The sequence below is a fragment of the Brucella sp. LJL56 genome (assembly GCF_054871705.1).
This window is the reverse complement of sequence record NZ_JBTXLQ010000004.1, coordinates 239,964-256,188: the sequence shown is the minus strand read 5'-3', so window position 1 is coordinate 256,188 and position 16,225 is coordinate 239,964. Positions and strand designations below refer to the sequence as shown.

Here is a 16,225-nt window from a genome sequence, read left to right as displayed (position 1 = left end):
CGAACGTGACGCGGCTTATAGGGGGAGGGGGACAAAGAGTCAATGGTGACGGGCGCTATATCACAGTTGCGCTTCAATCGCTGCCTTGTCGATGACTGACCAGACTTTCCTTATCAGCGTATTCTCGAATTCATAGAAAACATTCTCGGCGAACTGGATTCGTTTGCCGTTGACCGGAAGCCCGAACAATAGCGCCTTGGGCGTGCAATCGAACTGGAGTCGGCTGGCAATATAGGGTGGTTCGCTGACAAGCAGCTCAATGTTGAAGCGCAGGTCGGGGATCGCCTCGAAATCCTGTTCCAGCATCGTGCGGTAACCGCCAAGTCCCAAAGGTCTGCCGTTATGAATTGCTTCCTCATGCACGTAAAGCCCGAGGTTATCCCAATCCTGCCGGTTCAGGCATGCAATATAGTCGCGATATATCTCTGCGAGTGGTTCCGACATGGCTGTCCTCCTCTTTGGAGCGGTTCCAGTTGAAGCTGTGTCGCTGAGGCCGCTCCAAGTATTTGTTTCCTCGCATTATCCTCACGCAAAACCGCTTCGCACTTTTGCTGGAAATGCTCTTTTTGCCGAAAATGCGCAAATCGGGTTGGCATTGGCATTGCCAAAGCAGACTAGGGCTTTAATAAGGATGCGCAACATATTCACATGCGGGAGCATTCCCGCAGAAGAGCAGTATTGAGAGGAGTTCACCATGAGCATCCGTCGCATCGGAGTCGGCCCGCGCATGAGCCAGGCCGTTGTTCACGGCAACACCGTTTATCTCGCCGGTCAGGTGGGAAATCCGGGTGCCAGCGTCACTGAACAGACCAAGGCCGTTCTGGCCGAGGTGGACCGTCTTCTCAAGGAAGTGGGTTCCGACAAGACCAAGATCCTTCAGGCCATTATCTGGCTTGCCGATATGAAGGACTTTGGCGAAATGAACGCTGTCTGGGACGCATGGGTCGATCCGGCTCACACGCCTGCCCGCGCTACCGGCGAAGCTGCGCTGGCAACGCCTGACTACAAGGTTGAAATCATCATCACCGCTGCGGTGTAATTTCTTCATATCGATGCGAACCCCGTCGAAATTTCGGTTTCGGCGGGGTTTTTATTTGCGGATTCGTTCCGAAAAGCCGTCGCGTCCGCCTGCCAGCGCTCTTGCATCGATCGACGCGCGTTCCCTTGTTTCCTCCAGCGTGCCGCCATTCTCGATCCAGCCGTGATCGTGCAGATAGCCGGGCAGGTAGCCCGACAGGAGAATGCGGTAATCGAACGGGAAGGCCGGGTCCAGAACGCGCGCCATGTGGAAGATGATCGTGGTGCAGTTCGCCGTCAGCGTATTGTAGAATTTCGGCTGTTCAGCCAGTTCATTGCCAAGCTCGACATAGGACAGGAAGAGTTCGCGCGCGCCTGCCTGCGGCAGTTTCACGCGATAGCGATAGACGTTTTCCTTGCGGACATTGGTGCGCAGATAGATGATGTCGCGCTCTTCGGCGGCAATCATAGCCAGCTCATATTTGCGGAAGAAACCGGCAATCGGCGAATAGACCTCATGGTGTTCGCGGCGAATTTCTCCCGAAAAAACCACATGGCGACCATCCTCGAAGCCGAATGACAGAAGCGTGTGGGCGATTGCAGGGCCTGACCAGTAGGAAAGAAAGACGTCCACGGACGTGATCTTGCTGAGGTCGTAGGTTTCCTCTTTCCAGTTGGGTGTAAAATCTTCCGTTGTCCGCCAGATGAAGTCACGGACATTGGAAAGGGTGATCATGTCGCCATTGATCTGCCCCGTTACCGTGCGGGCAACGTCGGGCGCCCATATACGGTTGAGGGATGGGCGCACCGTCGACCATGCCCCCAGCATCACCAGCGCCAGAAGGCAGAAGACCAGTCGCCTGCGCCAACAGCTATAATGTCTTTCGCCTGCAATCACCCCGAGAGCGATCAGAAGCCAGACGGCAATAATCGATCCGCGCATGGCATCGCCGAAGGGCAACTGGAACCACATGGCGAAGCTGGCCCATATCGCAAAGATAAGGACGAATAAAATGAAGACGAACTTGCCTGCGATGCGGACGGGAGCCGATTTCAGGAGAGAAGACATATGCATTCCGTATTCGTCGGTTGCCGCTGTCTGGAATTATTCAGCGTGCGGAAATCGCGGGGATACTGACATGATTTGCATCGTCATGTCATGGGGGTATCCCTTAGAATAAGGAATTTAAGTTTCTATATTAGAAACTGTAGAAAGTTGCTCTGCATTTCGGGATTATTTCTTTAGCGCCATTGCTTGGCCGCGCGGGCGGGCAACAGGCTTGCGGTTGCGGGCGTGCGGGCGCACCAGACGCCACAGAAGCAGCGCGCTGACGATCCCGGCATAGATAACCGGTTCGGCGGGCCAGCTCTTTACCGACATGATGAAATGGATGGCGCCCCCCGCTATCGCGACATAAACCAGTCTGTGCAGGCTGTTCCAGCGGCGGCCGAGCTTGCGGATCGACCAGTTGTTGGAGGTGAGCGCCAGCGGCACCAGCAGGACCAGACTGATCATGCCGATGGTGATGAAGGGCCGTCGCACGATATCGGTGATGATGGCGGACAGGTTCAGGCCCTGATCAAGCACCATATAGGTGGCGAAGTGCATCAGCGCATAATAGAAGGCAAGCAGGCCGAGTGCGCGCCGGTAGCGTAAAAACGCGATGCCTGTGAGGTCGCGGATCGGCGTTACCATGAGGGTCAGAATCAAAAAGCGCAGAGCCCACAGGCCAAGCGTGTGTTCAAAAGTCTTGACCGGATCGGCGCCAAGATTGCCGGTCGCACCCAGATAGAACGTCCAGACTGCCGGAACGAAACCGACCACATAGAGCAGCCAGATTTTCCATTCGCCGGGCCGGGTTGTTTTCTTCCTGGCTGTCTGGTTACTTGTCTGGGTCGCTGTCGCCATGTCAGTAATTCGCTTTCAGGTCCAGGCCCGCATAGAGTGACGCGACTTCGTCGCCATAACCATTGAACGGCAATGTCGGGCGACGGCCCGAGCCGAGAAAGCTGCCTTCGCCGATACGCCGCTCGGTCGCCTGGCTCCAGCGCGGGTGATCGACCTCCGGGTTCACATTGGCGTAGAAGCCATATTCGTTGGCGGCCTGTTGCTGCCATGAGGTCGGTGGCTGCTTTTCGACGAAGCTGATCTTCGTGATCGCCTTGATCCCCTTGAAGCCGTATTTCCAGGGCACCACGAGCCGGATCGGCGCGCCGTTCGCATTGGGCAATGTCTCGCCGTAAAGGCCGACCGAAAGGATGGTCAGCGGATGATTGGCTTCGTCGAGACGCAGGCCCTCGATATAGGGCCAGTCGAGAACCTGAAAGAGTCCGGTCTGGCCCGGCATTTCTTCCGGTCGCACGACGCCGGTAAAGGCGATGTATTTGGCGGAACCAAGCGGCTCCACCTGCGACAGAAGGCTTGCGAGCGGAAATCCGATCCACGGAATGACCATCGACCATGCCTCGACACAGCGCATCCGATAGATGCGTTCTTCGAGCGGCATCTTCGCGATCAGGTCCTGAATGTCGAATTCTTTTGGCTGTTTCACAAGGCCATCGACCGTAAGCTTCCATGGCAGCGGTTTATAACTGCCGGAATTGGCGGACGGGTCGCTCTTGTCCGTGCCGAACTCGTAGAAGTTGTTATAGGTCGTCACCGCGTCCTGCGGGGTCAGTTTTTCATCGACCTTATAGGCGGAAGCCTTGGCCTTGAGCGGTTCGGCAAAAGCCGACGATGCGACACCGGCAGCAGCCAGAGCACCCGCGCCGACCATGAAAGAGCGACGGTTCAGGTAGAGGCTTTTGGGCGTCACCGCATCATAAGTGAGACGAGCGGATGAAAAACGTCCCGGTTTGAAGCTGCTCATGGTCATTCCCACTTCCAAAAAAATTGACCCTCAAGTTGCAGATAGGTTCCCACGTAAACGCGTCAAAAGCATGGATAATTTGGGACCTGCCCCTTGTTCACGCATTGTTGAAACCGCGTGAAAGCGTAACAGAATTGTAACACGATGTAACTTTTCGTGCATTCTGCCATATTCTCGCTAAAACTCTGCTGTTAACGGCATTACATTAGCGCATCCCGAAAAGGCGCGGAGAGCGATTTCGGAGAGATGTGTCGGATAAAATTGATATCGCCGGCAGGGGTGGGGACGCACCCGGGAAGAGCTGCCTTCAAACCTTCGTTAACGTCTCATTGGCTATGTAGAGATCATGGTAAAGAAGATGTTTATTGCCGCTTTGGCGGCGGCTGCATTCACGGTGGCGGCTGGCTCGGCTCTGGCCGAAGGGCAGCCTGTTTCGACGAACGGTCAGGGCAAGGTTCTGAGCGCTATTGCCGCGTCGATGAAGGAAGAGCAGGGTGCTCCGAAGCTTGGTGAAGGCGTGACAATGCGCGAGAAGAAGATGGATACGGAAACAACCCCGGAGCAGAATTTCTCGCGCAGCAAGCAGTTCATTCACCGCTTCTACAAGCCGGAAAATGCTTCGAATGAACTGGTGATTCTGCTGCATGGTTCAGGCGGGAATGAAACCAGCCTTGTGCCGCTGGCTTCCAGGATCTGGCCGCGCGCCACATTGCTTGGCATTCGTGGCCGCGTGATGCAGGATGGCGGTACGCGCTGGTACAAGCGCATCTCGCCGGTCAAATTCGACCAGAAGGACGTTAAGCTCGAAGCCAATGCCTTCGTGACTTTTCTCACCCGTCTGGCCGACGAAAAGGATCTCGATCTTACCCATGCAACTTTCGTGGGCTATTCGAATGGCGCCAATCTTCTGGCTGCAACCATGATACTTCACCCCGATCTGGTGAAACGCGCTATCCTGATGCGCTCGATGCCGGTTTTGGATAATGTTCCGGTCGCCAATCTGAGCAAGACGCGTGTTCTGACGATTACGGGCGACGAGGACAAACTCTATTCACCGTTTGCGCCAGCGCTTTCCGCACTGCTGCGCTCCGGCGGCGCGCGCGTTGATGCCCGCACGATCGATGCGGATCATATGCTGGGTGAAAAGGATATCGCTGCCATCAGTCAATGGGTAGCATCGCTGGGACCAGATGGCGCGCCAGCGGTTTCTATGAAGGCGAAGTGAGTTCAGTAGGGGAATAGGGGAATAGGGGAATAGGGGAATAGGGGAATAGGGGAATAGGGGAATAGGGGAATAGGGGAATAGGGTGCTGGCAGGTGGTGGACAAGGCAAGTAAAATATTTGCCTTGACCGAGAATAAGCGTTTTTTCCCTTACTCCCTTACTCCCTTACTCCCTTACTCCCTTACTCCCTTACTCCCTTCACATGAACCGTCTCCGGCACAGGCGTCAGCGCCGAACCAGTGTCGAACCACGCGATGAGATTGTCGATCACAAGATTCGCCATGTCGCGGCGGGTCTTGACCGAGGCAGAGCCGATATGAGGCAGCAGAACTGTGTTGGGGGCATCGAGCAATGCCTGCGGCACGTGCGGTTCGTTTGCAAAGACATCAAGACCGGCTGCGGCAATCGTTCCGTTCTGTAGTGCTTCGGCAAGCGCATCTTCATCCACCACAGAACCGCGCCCGATATTGATCAGCACGCCTTCCGGTCCGAGCGCCTTCAGCACTTCCGCATTCACGGCCTTGGCTGTTTCCTCGCCGCCGGGCGCCACCAGAATGAGCGTATCGACAGCCTTGGCAAGTTCGAGCAGGCTCGGATGATATTCATAGGCGACATCGGCGGATTTCCGGCGATTATGATAGGCAATCGGCAGGCCGAAAGCCTCGACGCGGTGGGCAACCGCCTTGCCAATGCGGCCGAGCCCGAAAATACCAACCTTGCGTCCACGCAATGAAAGCTTCGACAGCGGGTAGCGGCCTTCCTTGACCCAGTTGCCGGCGCGCAGGAACTCCTGCGACTTCGACAGTTCGCGCACCGTATCGATCAAAAGGCCGATGGTCGTGTCCGCCACTTCATCCGTCAGGACGTCAGGCGTGTTGGTGACCATGACATTCTTCGTACCGGCATGTTTTGCGTCCACCGCATCGTAACCGACACCGAAATTGCCGACGATTTCAAGATTGGGCAATGCGTCGATCAGCGCCGCATCGACGGTCGACATGCTGGCAATGCCCTTTACGTCCTTCGCCCAGGCCGCATCCAGAAGTGCAGTGTCGCCGCGCGCAATACGCTGGACATTGAACTCACCCGAAAGCCTCTGCACGGCATAATCATCGAAGTTGCCGAGCACCAGTATAGTCGCGTCGCGTTTTGTCATGGCATTCCTCATGTCACGGAGCATTTCCGGCAAAAGTGCGTAGCGGTTTTGCCTGGGAGAATGCGTAAAGAAAACCGGTCCGCCAAGAGGCCACCGGTGCGGGGAAAATCAGCCGTGTCTTGGCTTGGATGTCGATTGCCGGATATGCAGTTCCGGCTTGATGAGTTCCTGCATCGAAGAAACCTCGACACCGTTCAACTGGTCGAGCAGCGCGCGGGCGGCACGGCGTCCCACTTCGCGCTGTCCGTTCCAGACGGTCGTGAGCGCTGGCGTCGCGATGGCCGCTTCCTCAAGGTCGTCATAACCGGTCACGGAAATGTCCTCGCCCGGCACCAGCCCGGCGCGGGCAATGCCGTTCATCAGGCCGATGGCCGTCAGATCGTTCCAGCAGACCGCAGCCGTCGGCTTGTCCTTCAATGCCAGAAACTGTGGCGCAACTTCAAAGCCGCCTTGTTTCGTGCGCGGCCCGGCAATACGCCAGTCGGGACGAACCTCAAGGCCAGCCTTGTCCATTGCCTGCACATAGCCGCGATAACGGTCACGGCCTGTCGAAGTCTGGTCCGTACCGCCGATCATGGCGATGCGCGTATGGCCGAGGGAAATCAGATGATTGGTGGCAAGGCCGATGCCATAGGCATCGTCACCCCGGAAAACCGGCGCATGAACACCATCGACGCTACGCGCGATCAGCACGACCGGCAGGCCGTTATCTTCCGCAAGCTGGATATCTTCCGGCGGCGTGCCGATGGCGGGCGACATGATCACCCCATCCGCGCCGAGCTGCAGAAGCGTATCCATGAAGGTGCGCTGCTTTTCAAGCTGGTCGTAATGGTTGGACAGGATGAAGGTCTGCCGCGACCGGTCCAGTTCCGTTTCGATGGATTTGAGAATTTCCGCGAAGAACGGATTCATGATGTCATGCACCACGACACCGACAATGCCGGAGCGCGAGGTGCGCAGGCTCGCGGCGCGACGGTTATAGATATAACCGATCGTGCGGGCATGTTCCTTGATTTTTTCGCGGGTCTGGTCGGCAACGAGCGGGCTGTCGCGCAAAGCGAGCGAAACTGTGGCTGTCGAAACACCAAGCGCATCAGCGATGGTCGATAGCTTTATTTTCTGGGCCAAGTCGCCTCCCCAAATTGGTCCGTGCCGCAATCGGAGACGCGGCCGCAACCTGACAAGGTGTGACGCGACCGTCCGTCCTGCGAACGGTTATGCCATTGCAATCCTTGAATTGGAAGCATTTTCGATAGCAGGCATCTTGAAAAGTGTTTAACGGTTTCCAGCCAAGATACGCGTCAAAACAAATAGTTAGAGCCCGATAAACGGCAGGCTTATTCCACGTCGTCCTCTTCAGGCACGTCCGTTTCAGGTTCGTCGGGAAGGCGTGTGACACCGCGAAGCGCAAGATTGCTCTCCATCCGGCTCAACATCTTGAGGAAGGTCTTGCGGTCTTTCTTATCGAGGCTCTTCAGCATGTCCTTTTCGGTCTTGCGAATGGATTTCTCGATTGCCTTGATCGTCTCGAGACCGGTCTGTGTCAGATAGACATGCGACTGGCGCTGGTCGGTTTCCGAGGCGCGTTTTGCCACGAAACCCTGGCCCTGCAGGCGCGCAATGGTTTTGGTGATAGTGGGCGGGCGCACACCCAGCCGCTGTGCAAGAACGCCTGGCGTCAGCCCGTCTTCCGCAGCCAGTTGCAGCATGACTGCATCCTGCCCTGCATAGAGTCCCTGTTCGAGAAGCCGCGTGGCCAGCACCGTCCGCGACAGTCGTGCCACGGATTGCAGCCGGTAGAGTACAACCGCCTTATTGTCCTTGCTCATCGCCACCTCGCCCTTGTTGCCGCTTTGGAGCGCACCCCGAAAAGTGTGAAACAGTTTTCGGACGAGATGCGCGTTAAAATGAAATAGTTCCTGTCGCCTGATCGATAGTCCCATCCATCCATATATCGTAAAATATTGTCCGACTTATGAAACAACAAGGCCCGGTTGCTGTCATGGCTAACGAGCGTTAGGGTCTCAGGCTCAAAGAAAAGAATAAAGCGAGGAAAACATGACCGATCTGCGCGATCAAAACAGCGACATGATTGTCGTTCTGCCCCTTGGCGCTCACGAACAGCATGGGCCTCACCTGCCGTTTGAAACGGATACGATTATCGCCGAAGGCATTGTTGCGCGCGTCAGCGATGCGCTGCCTGCCGAGCTGAATGTCAATTTTCTGCCTGCCCAGCCGGTCGGCTATTCCATCGAGCACATGGATACCGAAGGAACGCAGAGCCTCGCCTTCGCCGAGGCTGTGAACCAGTGGGTCGGCATCGGCGAAAACCTTCATGCAGGCGGTATTCGCAAACTGGTCATGCTGAACGCACATGGCGGAAATTCGCCGCTGATGACGATTGTAGCGACAGAGTTGCGCACGCGGCTCGACATGCTGGCGGTTGCTACAAGCTGGACCCGTTTCGGTCTGCCGGAAGGCCTGATTACACCGGAGGAAAAAGCGCTCGATATTCATGGCGGCTTCATCGAGACATCGGTGATGCTGGCGCTGTGCCCCGATCTGGTGGATATGTCGAAGGCACGCAATTTCTCCAATGCCCAGTCACGTTATGCCGAGGAATTCAAGTTTCTGCGGGCCTATGGCCCACATGCCTTCGGCTGGAAGATGCACGATCTCAACCCGGAGGGGGTCGCAGGCAACGCTGCTGCCGCAACCGCTGAAGCTGGTGAAAAACTGATCGCCAACGCGGTTGCAGGCTTTATCGACCTGCTGCGCGATGTCGACAGGTTCGATCTCGCCCGGTTCAAGTCGCAACGCCTCGCCAGTCAGGCGGGTTAAAGCGTGTTGCATCCTATTATATTCAGGGAACACGCTTTAAGCTTTTGTTTTCACGCATGTCTTTATCCCATCGTAGCGGGACCAGAAATCAGTCCAGTGGACTGATTTCCCCGCGAAGGCGGTTCCCGCTTTTGGGAGACATGCTTTAGCCCCGCAAAACCTGTGCACCAACTGGCGTGAATGTGATTGGGCGGATGTAATATTATAGCATTGCATATGGCATTCACGTTGCCCTTCCCTTATATGAATTGTCCTATCCGAGGTTTCGGTGCCGTGCCGCTTCACGCTGGCCACACCGGGCCACAACTTCAAGAGGCATGACCATGAGCCAGGCTGAAGCCCGAACCGAAGCTCCGTCTGAAAGCACGACGACCACTGAAGCTGGCCGCATTCCCGTGACCGTTCTGACCGGTTATCTGGGTTCGGGTAAAACCACTCTTCTCAACCGCATCCTGACCGAGAATCACGGCAAGCGTTATGCCGTCATCGTCAATGAGTTCGGCGAGATCGGTATCGACAACGACCTGATCGTCGAGTCGGACGAAGAAATCTATGAAATGAACAATGGCTGCATCTGCTGCACCGTGCGCGGCGATCTGATCCGCGTGGTGGAAGGCCTGATGCGCCGTCCGGGTCGTTTCGACGCCATCGTCGTGGAAACCACCGGCCTTGCCGATCCCGTTCCGGTTGCGCAAACCTTCTTCATGGATGATGACGTGCGCGCCAAGACCGGCCTCGACGCCGTTGTCGCCCTTGTCGATGCCAAGCACCTGCCGCTACGCCTGAAGGATAGCCGCGAGGCGGAAGACCAGATCGCCTTTGCCGACGTGGTGCTCATCAACAAGACAGACCTCGTGACGCTGCAGGAACTGGCTGCCATCGAGGCGACCGTGCGCGCCATCAACCCGCATGCCATCATCCATCGCACCGAACGCGCTTCGATTCCGCTCGACCGCGTGCTGGATCGCGGTGCCTTCGACCTGAAGCGTGTTCTGGACAACGACCCGCACTTCCTCGACCATGACCATCCCGATCACGTATGCGGACCGGATTGCGATCACGATCATGATCACCATGGGCACGACCACCATCATCATGCGCATGATCACGATCATCACGACCATGATCATGTCTGCGGCCCCGACTGCGATCATGACCATCACCATGATCACGCCTCGCCGATCCATGATGTGACGGTGAAGTCAGTATCGCTCAGGGCTGGTGAAATCGATCCGGCGAAATTCTTCCCATGGATCCAGAATATCACCCAGACGCAGGGGCCGAACATTCTGCGCCTCAAGGGCATCATCGCTTTCAAGGACGACCCGGATCGCTATGTAGTGCAAGGCGTGCACATGATTATCGAGGGCGACCACCAGCGCGCGTGGAAGGAAGACGAAAAGCGTGAAAGCCGTCTCGTCTTTATCGGTCGTGAACTCGATCCTGCTGCCTTGAAAGCCGGCTTCGAAAACAGCCAAGTCAAGTAAACAGGAAATACCGGAAGCCGATGCCTACAGTAGCTCCGCTCGACCTCGAAGGTCATTGTCTTTATGCGCGCTTTGTCGGCGGCATTCCCTTTTTCGCAATGGCGGATGGCTCGATCCATCAGCTCAACAATGGAAACAAGACCTTGGCAGCTCATGACGGGCTGCTGAGCGCAACTGTTTCCGTTGACGGAAAATCGCTTGTCACCGGCGGCGAAGACGGTCGCGTCTGCCGCACGGATGCCGACGGGACGGTAACCGAACTTGCGAAGATACCGCGCAAATGGATGACCGCAGTGGCAGCAGGCCCCGGCGGAACTGTCGGTTTTGCATCGGGTCGCACCGCCTGGGTGCGCACCTCCGACGGCAAGGTGCAGGAATTTGCGCAGGAACGCAGCGTCGAGGGCATCGCCTTTGCGCCGAAGGGCCAGCGGCTGGCGATAGCGCGCTATAATGGTGCAACCCTGATCTGGACCGGAACGGCGGCGAAACCCGTTGAACTGGAATGGAAGGGCGCGCATATCGGCGTGATCTTTTCGCCCGACGGCCGCTTCCTCGTCACCTCGATGCAGGAAAATGCCCTGCATGGCTGGCGTCTCGAAGACACCAAGCACATGCGCATGACCGGCTATCCGGCAAAGGTGAAAGACTGGTCGTGGAGCGCCAAGGCCAAGTGGCTCGCCACGTCGGGTGCCCCGGCAGCAATCGTCTGGCCCTTTGCAGGCAAGGATGGCCCGATGGGCAAGGCTCCTCTGGAGCTTGGTCTTCGCGGCGACAGCATGGTGACATCGGTTGCCTGCCATCCGGTCGAGGACATCGCGGCCATCGGCTATAATGACGGCATGATCCTGGTTGCGCGTTTCGCCGACAGCAAGGAAGTTCTGTTGCGCCGCCCCGGCAAGGGCGCGATCACCAGCATGGGCTGGGATGAACAGGGCCACCGCCTCGTCTTCGGCTCGGAAGCCGGGGATTGCGGTGTGGTTGCGATCGCTGATTAAGGGAGTAAGGGAGTAAGGGAGTAAGGGAGTAAGGGAGTAAGCAGAAAATAACTTGCTTTAGCTTATCCGATTCTTTCAAATTCCCCTATTCCCCTATTCCCCTATTCCCCTATTCCCCTATTCCCCTATTCCCCTATTCCCCTATTCCCCTATTCCCCTAAACTATGCTTGCGCACCGCATCGCCGAAAGCCTCGAAGATCTTGCGGGAAGGGGCATCGGAATGCGCCCAATATTCCGGGTGCCATTGGACGCCGACGACAAATCCTTTCGCGTTCTTCACCGATACGGCCTCTACCGTGCCGTCTTCGGCGACGGCTTCGACCTCAAGCTGCGGGGCAAGCTTGTCGATGGCCTGACGGTGAACGGAATTCACGCGCACGCTTTCTTCTTTCAGGATTTCCGCAAGGCATGAGTTCGGGTTGAGCTTGATCGGGTGCTGGATGGCAAAACGCTCGGCCTGGCTTTCGGATTCAGGCGCGCGGTGGTCCATCCGGCCTTCGAGCTCCTGAATTTCGGTGGCGAGCGTACCGCCAAGCGCGACGTTCAGTTCCTGTATGCCACGGCAGATGGCCAGCACGGGAACACCCTTTTCAATGGCGGCGCGGATGAGCGGTAGTGAAGTCGCGTCGCGGGCATTGTCATAGGGTTCGAACGCGGCGCTCGGTTCGACGCCGTAGAGCGCCGGGTTAACGTTCGATTTGGAACCCGTGACGAGAACCCCGTCGACGGCATCCAGAATGGCGTCGAGGTCCATCTTGTCGCCGAAGCTCGGCACCAGCAGCGGAGTTACTTCCGCAACGTCGATGGCGGCTGCCAGATATTGTTGGGGTGCGGCGTGCCAGGTGTAGTTTTCAAATGGCTTCACATCGGTCGGCACGGCGACGAGAGGGCGAGAAGTCTTGGGCATAATGTTCGTATCCACCAGTCGGATTATGCTCTTATCTGCTCTGTTCCTTACTTCTCCGCAATGGCGCGCGCAATCACGAACAGGTGTCGTCTATCGGCTACGCCATAGGTCTTTCGTCGTGCCTTCTGTGTATTGTGTTGATTTGAACCGATTTTTACGGTCGAAGATGGTTCAAATGCTGCTCCCGATAATCTAGGAATGGATAAAGAGAGAGATTGGCAGTTGAGGGGATGAATGACTGACGATCAGCTTTTCTCCGTCAAGGGCAAGGTCATTGCCGTGACGGGTGGGTCTTCGGGGTTGGGCCTAAGAATGGTCCATGTACTGGCGGGGCATGGGGCGCGGGTGATTTCGATCTCACGCACGCATGCGGGTGAAAGCATCTGCCCGTCGGGTGGCGAGGTTCTGGAAATCATGGCGGATGTAACCCATCCGAATGAAATCATACGCGCTTTCGATGAGGCGGAGGCGCGTTTCGGGCCGGTGACGACGCTTTTCAACAATGCCGGCGTTGCCCATATGGCACGCGCGCTCGACACGACGCGCGATATGCTTGAGCATATATTCGAGGTCAATGTTGCCGGTGCCTTTTTCGTGGCGCAGGAGGCTGCCCGCCGCATGATCGAGCGCGGCGAGGGCGGTTCCATCGTCAATACGACCAGCATTCTGGGCGAGCGTCCACAGAAAGGGGCTGCAGCCTATTCGATGTCCAAGGCCTGTGTTACCCAGATGACGCGGGCGCTGGCACTGGAATGGGCTGCCCACGATATTCGCGTCAATGCAATCTCGCCGGGATGGTTTCCGACCCGAATCAATGAAGAGCAACTACAGGGTCCTGCGGGCGGCTACTTCAAAGGTCGAAACCCGATGCGGCGCCTTGGCGAGCCGGAAGATCTGGACGGGGTTGTGCTGATGCTGGCTTCCGATGCGAGCCGCTATATGACGGGTTCAATCATTACCATTGATGGGGGGCATCAACTCTGACAGAGTTGGAAAGTTTCACGGGCGACTATTTCCCGCATCGTGACTTGTGGGACAGGTTTTTCCTCTAGCCGGTCGGGGTCTGGCAGTAGAATATCCACTTCGACTAATTTGGATTAATTCTCGGAAACAGGGAAACTAACCTGTTCCTGTTCTCCCGTTATAGGCATTTCAGTAATATTGGGACGACTAAAAGATGAATGCCTGTGGTTGTAATTGGCCTTTGAGGGTTGTGCGTCTGTGGGTTTCCTTAAAAAATATCTGAATACATCTTATGGTGGTTGCCATGACAGCTTGTGGTTTAATATCCCGAAAGATATTTTTAAGTCATTAGTGCGATATTGCCTCCCCGTGTAAGGGATTAATGCATCGAATGTGGCAAAGCCGTAAACCTGAGATACCTGCAGATGTGCGGCTATCTTTTCTCAGAGCGCTGTACGGCAATCGTACGACGCTTTGGTTCGGCTTGCTCGCGCACGTTGTAGCCTGCGTCGTCATCTATGTAAAAACTGACGACTGGCGCTATCTGGTCTTTGCCGGTGTCTTCGCCGTCATAGCCGTCGGTCGCATCTTCGACATGCACAAGTTCGATCAGGCAAAACAGCAGTCGCTTTCCCATGCCGATCTCGACCGGTGGGAAACGCGTTATCTGATTGGCGCATCCGCTGTCTGCCTGACGCTTGGCATGTTGTGCTTCTTCTCAAGCTATGTGCTGCGGGATTCTTTCGCCGAGCTTGCCAGTTTGACCGTGCTGCTCGCCTCGGTCGTTTCCATTGTGGGCCGCAATTATGCTTCGGCGAAAGCCGTCGTCCTGATGTCGGCCTGCACGCTTATTCCGGTTCTGGCCGGGCTCATTCTGGCCGGAACGCCGTTTCACGTCATTATCGGTCTGCTGCTGATCCCGTATTTCCTATCCAATATCCAGATGGCCAATGGCCTGCGCGAGTTTCTCTTCGCCGCGGTCATGGGCAAGCGGCGCCTCTCCATCGTGGCCGGGCGTTTCGATGCGGCGCTCAACAACATGCCGCAGGGCCTGCTGATGTTCGACAGCCAGCACCGTATCGCGGTTATCAACAACAAGGCCAAGGCGATGCTGCAGATTGCCGAACATACCAAGCTGCATGGCCGCAAGCTCGACGTTCTGTTGCGCTATTGCGCGAAGAAGGGGCTGTTTCCGCAGAAAGATTTGAAGAACGTATATGTGCGCATGCAGGATCTTCTGCTCGGCAAACGTACCCGCGACATTTTCCAGCTTTCGAACCAGCGTTATATCGAATGTATCGGCAACCAGACCCTCAATGAGGGGGCGGTCCTGATGTTCGAGGATGTGACGCAGCGCGTGGAAGCGGAAGCGCGCATCCAGCATATGGCGCGCTACGACGGTCTGACCGGCCTGCCGAACCGCAATTATTTCGAGACCTTGGTACGAGCCATGCGTTCCCACCAGCAAATGGGCACGCGGGCCGCTCTCATCGTCATCGACATCAATCATTTCAAGCATGTCAACGATACGCTGGGACATCATACAGGTGACGTGCTGTTGCGCCTGTTTGCGGAGCGGCTCAGTTCGCTCGATCCGCAGCGTTTTATCACCTCGCGGTTCGGCGGCGACGAATTCGTGGTGTTTGTCTTCAACTTGCGCAGCGAGGCTGAAGCGGCGGGTGTGATGGATCACATCATGGCCGTTGTGACCGGGGTTTATGATCTCGACGGCGATCAGGTTCATATCGATATCAGTGCAGGCATCGCGATCGAGGATCTCGAAAGATGCGATGTCGGCAGCATGCACATCAATGCCGATCTGGCGCTCTACGAAGCCAAAAGCAGGGAAGACAAACCCTGGTCGATCTTTGTCGATGCAATGGATACCAAATATCGCGGACGCCAGAAACTCAAAGCCGATCTGCGACTTGCCATCGATCACGGCGAGATCAAGGTGGTCTACCAGCCCATTGTCAGCGCGCAGTCCCTGCGCGTTGTCGCATGTGAGGCGCTGGCACGATGGGAACATCCGGAACTTGGCTTCGTACCGCCTGCCGAGTTCATTCCGCTTGCGGAAGAGATGGGTATCATTACCGATATTACGCGCTTCATGCTGGCCCAGGCCTGTGCCGATTGCCTGTCATGGGGGGACCGGATCGGCGTTTCCGTCAATTTGTCGGCCATTGATCTGAAAAGCAGCGACATTGCCCGCGACATTGCGAATGCTTTGCAGAAATCAGGACTTCCGGCCCACCGTCTTGAGGTTGAAGTGACGGAAAGCGCCATCATCTCCGACCGTAACAAGACCTCGATGGTGCTGCAGCGTCTCAAGAATGCCGGGATCAATATCGCGCTGGACGATTTCGGAACCGGTTATTCCAGCCTCAGCTATCTCAATACCTTGCCGCTGACCAAGGTGAAGGTCGACCGCTCCTTCGTCCGTGACATCACTAGCGACCGGCGGTCGTTGATGCTGCTTCGCGGTGTTACCCAGCTTTCGCACGAGCTTGGGCTGGGTGTGACGGTCGAGGGCGTGGAAACCGAGGAACAGCTTGCGCTGATCCGCGTGGCGGCGGGTGCAGATCTCGTTCAGGGCTATCTTCTCGGTATGCCCGTGCCGGTCGAAGCGATCACCGCCATGACCATGAAAGCCGCAGCACGACGCGACGGTGGGCGAACCGTAGCTTGAATTTCCATGAATTGAGACCGGGTTCGACGGTGAAGTCGTTGAATTGTCTCTAAAGCGTGTCGCATTTTATCGTAC

15 protein-coding genes are annotated in these 16,225 nt (G+C 56.6%); 7 read left to right on the top strand and 8 right to left on the bottom strand.

Annotated elements, in window-relative coordinates; genetic code table 11:
* Positions 1-60 precede the first annotated feature (60 nt).
* A complete protein-coding gene (locus tag ACYSN1_RS15535; protein ID WP_461726506.1) occupies positions 61-444 on the bottom strand; it encodes an ester cyclase in 384 nt (127 codons plus the stop codon).
* A gap of 250 nt (positions 445-694) precedes the next feature.
* On the opposite strand from ACYSN1_RS15535, the gene ACYSN1_RS15530 reads away from it, so the two are divergent.
* Positions 695-1,039, top strand: a complete 345-nt coding sequence (locus ACYSN1_RS15530; RefSeq protein ID WP_461726505.1) for a RidA family protein — start codon at positions 695-697, stop codon at positions 1,037-1,039.
* Positions 1,040-1,090: 51 nt separating this feature from the next.
* Here ACYSN1_RS15530 and ACYSN1_RS15525 read toward each other — a convergent pair whose 3' ends face one another.
* The 3 genes from ACYSN1_RS15525 to msrP all read right to left on the bottom strand — a co-directional run bounded on the left by ACYSN1_RS15525 (position 1,091) and on the right by msrP (position 3,887).
* Positions 1,091-2,086 carry an Lnb N-terminal periplasmic domain-containing protein gene (locus ACYSN1_RS15525; RefSeq protein ID WP_461726504.1) on the bottom strand — a complete coding sequence of 332 codons (996 nt, stop codon included), beginning with the start codon at positions 2,084-2,086 and terminating at the stop codon, positions 1,091-1,093.
* A 165-nt stretch (positions 2,087-2,251) separates the two neighbouring features.
* Positions 2,252-2,926 (bottom strand): protein-methionine-sulfoxide reductase heme-binding subunit MsrQ, encoded by a 675-nt coding sequence (gene msrQ / locus ACYSN1_RS15520; RefSeq protein ID WP_461726503.1) that lies wholly within the window; start codon positions 2,924-2,926, stop codon positions 2,252-2,254.
* A 1-nt stretch (position 2,927) separates the two neighbouring features.
* A complete protein-coding gene (gene msrP / locus ACYSN1_RS15515) occupies positions 2,928-3,887 on the bottom strand; it encodes a protein-methionine-sulfoxide reductase catalytic subunit MsrP (RefSeq protein WP_461726502.1) in 960 nt (319 codons plus the stop codon).
* Between the two features lie 346 nt (positions 3,888-4,233).
* Here msrP and ACYSN1_RS15510 point away from each other — a divergent pair, with 346 nt between their 5' ends.
* Entirely contained in the window at positions 4,234-5,112 is an 879-nt protein-coding gene (locus ACYSN1_RS15510; protein ID WP_461726501.1) for an alpha/beta hydrolase, read from the top strand.
* A 180-nt stretch (positions 5,113-5,292) separates the two neighbouring features.
* On the opposite strand, the gene ACYSN1_RS15505 is transcribed toward ACYSN1_RS15510, so the two are convergent.
* From ACYSN1_RS15505 to ACYSN1_RS15495, 3 genes are all read right to left on the bottom strand, one after another.
* Positions 5,293-6,267 carry a 2-hydroxyacid dehydrogenase gene (locus ACYSN1_RS15505; protein WP_461726500.1) on the bottom strand — a complete coding sequence of 325 codons (975 nt, stop codon included), beginning with the start codon at positions 6,265-6,267 and terminating at the stop codon, positions 5,293-5,295.
* Between the two features lie 108 nt (positions 6,268-6,375).
* Positions 6,376-7,395 carry a LacI family DNA-binding transcriptional regulator gene (locus tag ACYSN1_RS15500; RefSeq protein ID WP_461726499.1) on the bottom strand — a complete coding sequence of 340 codons (1,020 nt, stop codon included), beginning with the start codon at positions 7,393-7,395 and terminating at the stop codon, positions 6,376-6,378.
* Between the two features lie 209 nt (positions 7,396-7,604).
* Positions 7,605-8,096, bottom strand: a complete 492-nt coding sequence (locus ACYSN1_RS15495; protein ID WP_461726498.1) for a MarR family winged helix-turn-helix transcriptional regulator — start codon at positions 8,094-8,096, stop codon at positions 7,605-7,607.
* Between the two features lie 229 nt (positions 8,097-8,325).
* On the opposite strand from ACYSN1_RS15495, the gene ACYSN1_RS15490 reads away from it, so the two are divergent.
* From ACYSN1_RS15490 to ACYSN1_RS15480, 3 genes are all read left to right on the top strand, one after another.
* On the top strand, positions 8,326-9,108 hold the full coding sequence (locus ACYSN1_RS15490) for a creatininase family protein (RefSeq protein WP_461726497.1): 783 nt from the start codon (positions 8,326-8,328) through the stop codon (positions 9,106-9,108).
* Positions 9,109-9,431: 323 nt separating this feature from the next.
* Positions 9,432-10,595 (top strand): CobW family GTP-binding protein, encoded by a 1,164-nt coding sequence (locus tag ACYSN1_RS15485; protein WP_461726496.1) that lies wholly within the window; start codon positions 9,432-9,434, stop codon positions 10,593-10,595.
* Between the two features lie 20 nt (positions 10,596-10,615).
* Positions 10,616-11,590, top strand: coding sequence for a WD40 repeat domain-containing protein (locus ACYSN1_RS15480; RefSeq protein ID WP_461726495.1), 975 nt, complete (start codon positions 10,616-10,618; stop codon positions 11,588-11,590).
* Between the two features lie 149 nt (positions 11,591-11,739).
* Here the strand turns inward: ACYSN1_RS15480 and ACYSN1_RS15475 are convergent, their stop codons facing one another.
* Positions 11,740-12,498 carry a gamma-glutamyl-gamma-aminobutyrate hydrolase family protein gene (locus ACYSN1_RS15475; RefSeq protein ID WP_461726494.1) on the bottom strand — a complete coding sequence of 253 codons (759 nt, stop codon included), beginning with the start codon at positions 12,496-12,498 and terminating at the stop codon, positions 11,740-11,742.
* A 234-nt stretch (positions 12,499-12,732) separates the two neighbouring features.
* Between ACYSN1_RS15475 and ACYSN1_RS15470 the strand changes: the two genes are divergently transcribed.
* Together ACYSN1_RS15470 and ACYSN1_RS15465 are read left to right on the top strand one after the other, a co-directional pair.
* A complete protein-coding gene (locus ACYSN1_RS15470; RefSeq protein ID WP_461726493.1) occupies positions 12,733-13,482 on the top strand; it encodes an SDR family NAD(P)-dependent oxidoreductase in 750 nt (249 codons plus the stop codon).
* A gap of 370 nt (positions 13,483-13,852) precedes the next feature.
* Positions 13,853-16,150: a putative bifunctional diguanylate cyclase/phosphodiesterase gene (locus ACYSN1_RS15465; protein WP_461726492.1), complete on the top strand. Its 2,298-nt coding sequence runs from the start codon at positions 13,853-13,855 to the stop codon at positions 16,148-16,150.
* Positions 16,151-16,225: the final 75 nt, after the last annotated feature.

Excerpts from the sequence above, each read along its gene's own strand:
- ACYSN1_RS15535 (WP_461726506.1), bottom strand. The coding sequence starts at position 444 with ATGTCGGAACCACTCGCAGAGATATATCGCGACTATATTGCATGCCTG.
- ACYSN1_RS15530 (WP_461726505.1), top strand. The coding sequence starts at position 695 with ATGAGCATCCGTCGCATCGGAGTCGGCCCGCGCATGAGCCAGGCCGTT.
- ACYSN1_RS15525 (WP_461726504.1), bottom strand. The coding sequence starts at position 2,086 with ATGTCTTCTCTCCTGAAATCGGCTCCCGTCCGCATCGCAGGCAAGTTC.
- msrQ (WP_461726503.1), bottom strand. The coding sequence starts at position 2,926 with ATGGCGACAGCGACCCAGACAAGTAACCAGACAGCCAGGAAGAAAACA.
- msrP (WP_461726502.1), bottom strand. The coding sequence starts at position 3,887 with ATGAGCAGCTTCAAACCGGGACGTTTTTCATCCGCTCGTCTCACTTAT.
- ACYSN1_RS15510 (WP_461726501.1), top strand. The coding sequence starts at position 4,234 with ATGGTAAAGAAGATGTTTATTGCCGCTTTGGCGGCGGCTGCATTCACG.
- ACYSN1_RS15505 (WP_461726500.1), bottom strand. The coding sequence starts at position 6,267 with ATGACAAAACGCGACGCGACTATACTGGTGCTCGGCAACTTCGATGAT.
- ACYSN1_RS15495 (WP_461726498.1), bottom strand. The coding sequence starts at position 8,096 with ATGAGCAAGGACAATAAGGCGGTTGTACTCTACCGGCTGCAATCCGTG.
- ACYSN1_RS15490 (WP_461726497.1), top strand. The coding sequence starts at position 8,326 with ATGACCGATCTGCGCGATCAAAACAGCGACATGATTGTCGTTCTGCCC.
- ACYSN1_RS15485 (WP_461726496.1), top strand. The coding sequence starts at position 9,432 with ATGAGCCAGGCTGAAGCCCGAACCGAAGCTCCGTCTGAAAGCACGACG.
- ACYSN1_RS15480 (WP_461726495.1), top strand. The coding sequence starts at position 10,616 with ATGCCTACAGTAGCTCCGCTCGACCTCGAAGGTCATTGTCTTTATGCG.
- ACYSN1_RS15475 (WP_461726494.1), bottom strand. The coding sequence starts at position 12,498 with ATGCCCAAGACTTCTCGCCCTCTCGTCGCCGTGCCGACCGATGTGAAG.
- ACYSN1_RS15470 (WP_461726493.1), top strand. The coding sequence starts at position 12,733 with ATGACTGACGATCAGCTTTTCTCCGTCAAGGGCAAGGTCATTGCCGTG.
- ACYSN1_RS15465 (WP_461726492.1), top strand. The coding sequence starts at position 13,853 with ATGTGGCAAAGCCGTAAACCTGAGATACCTGCAGATGTGCGGCTATCT.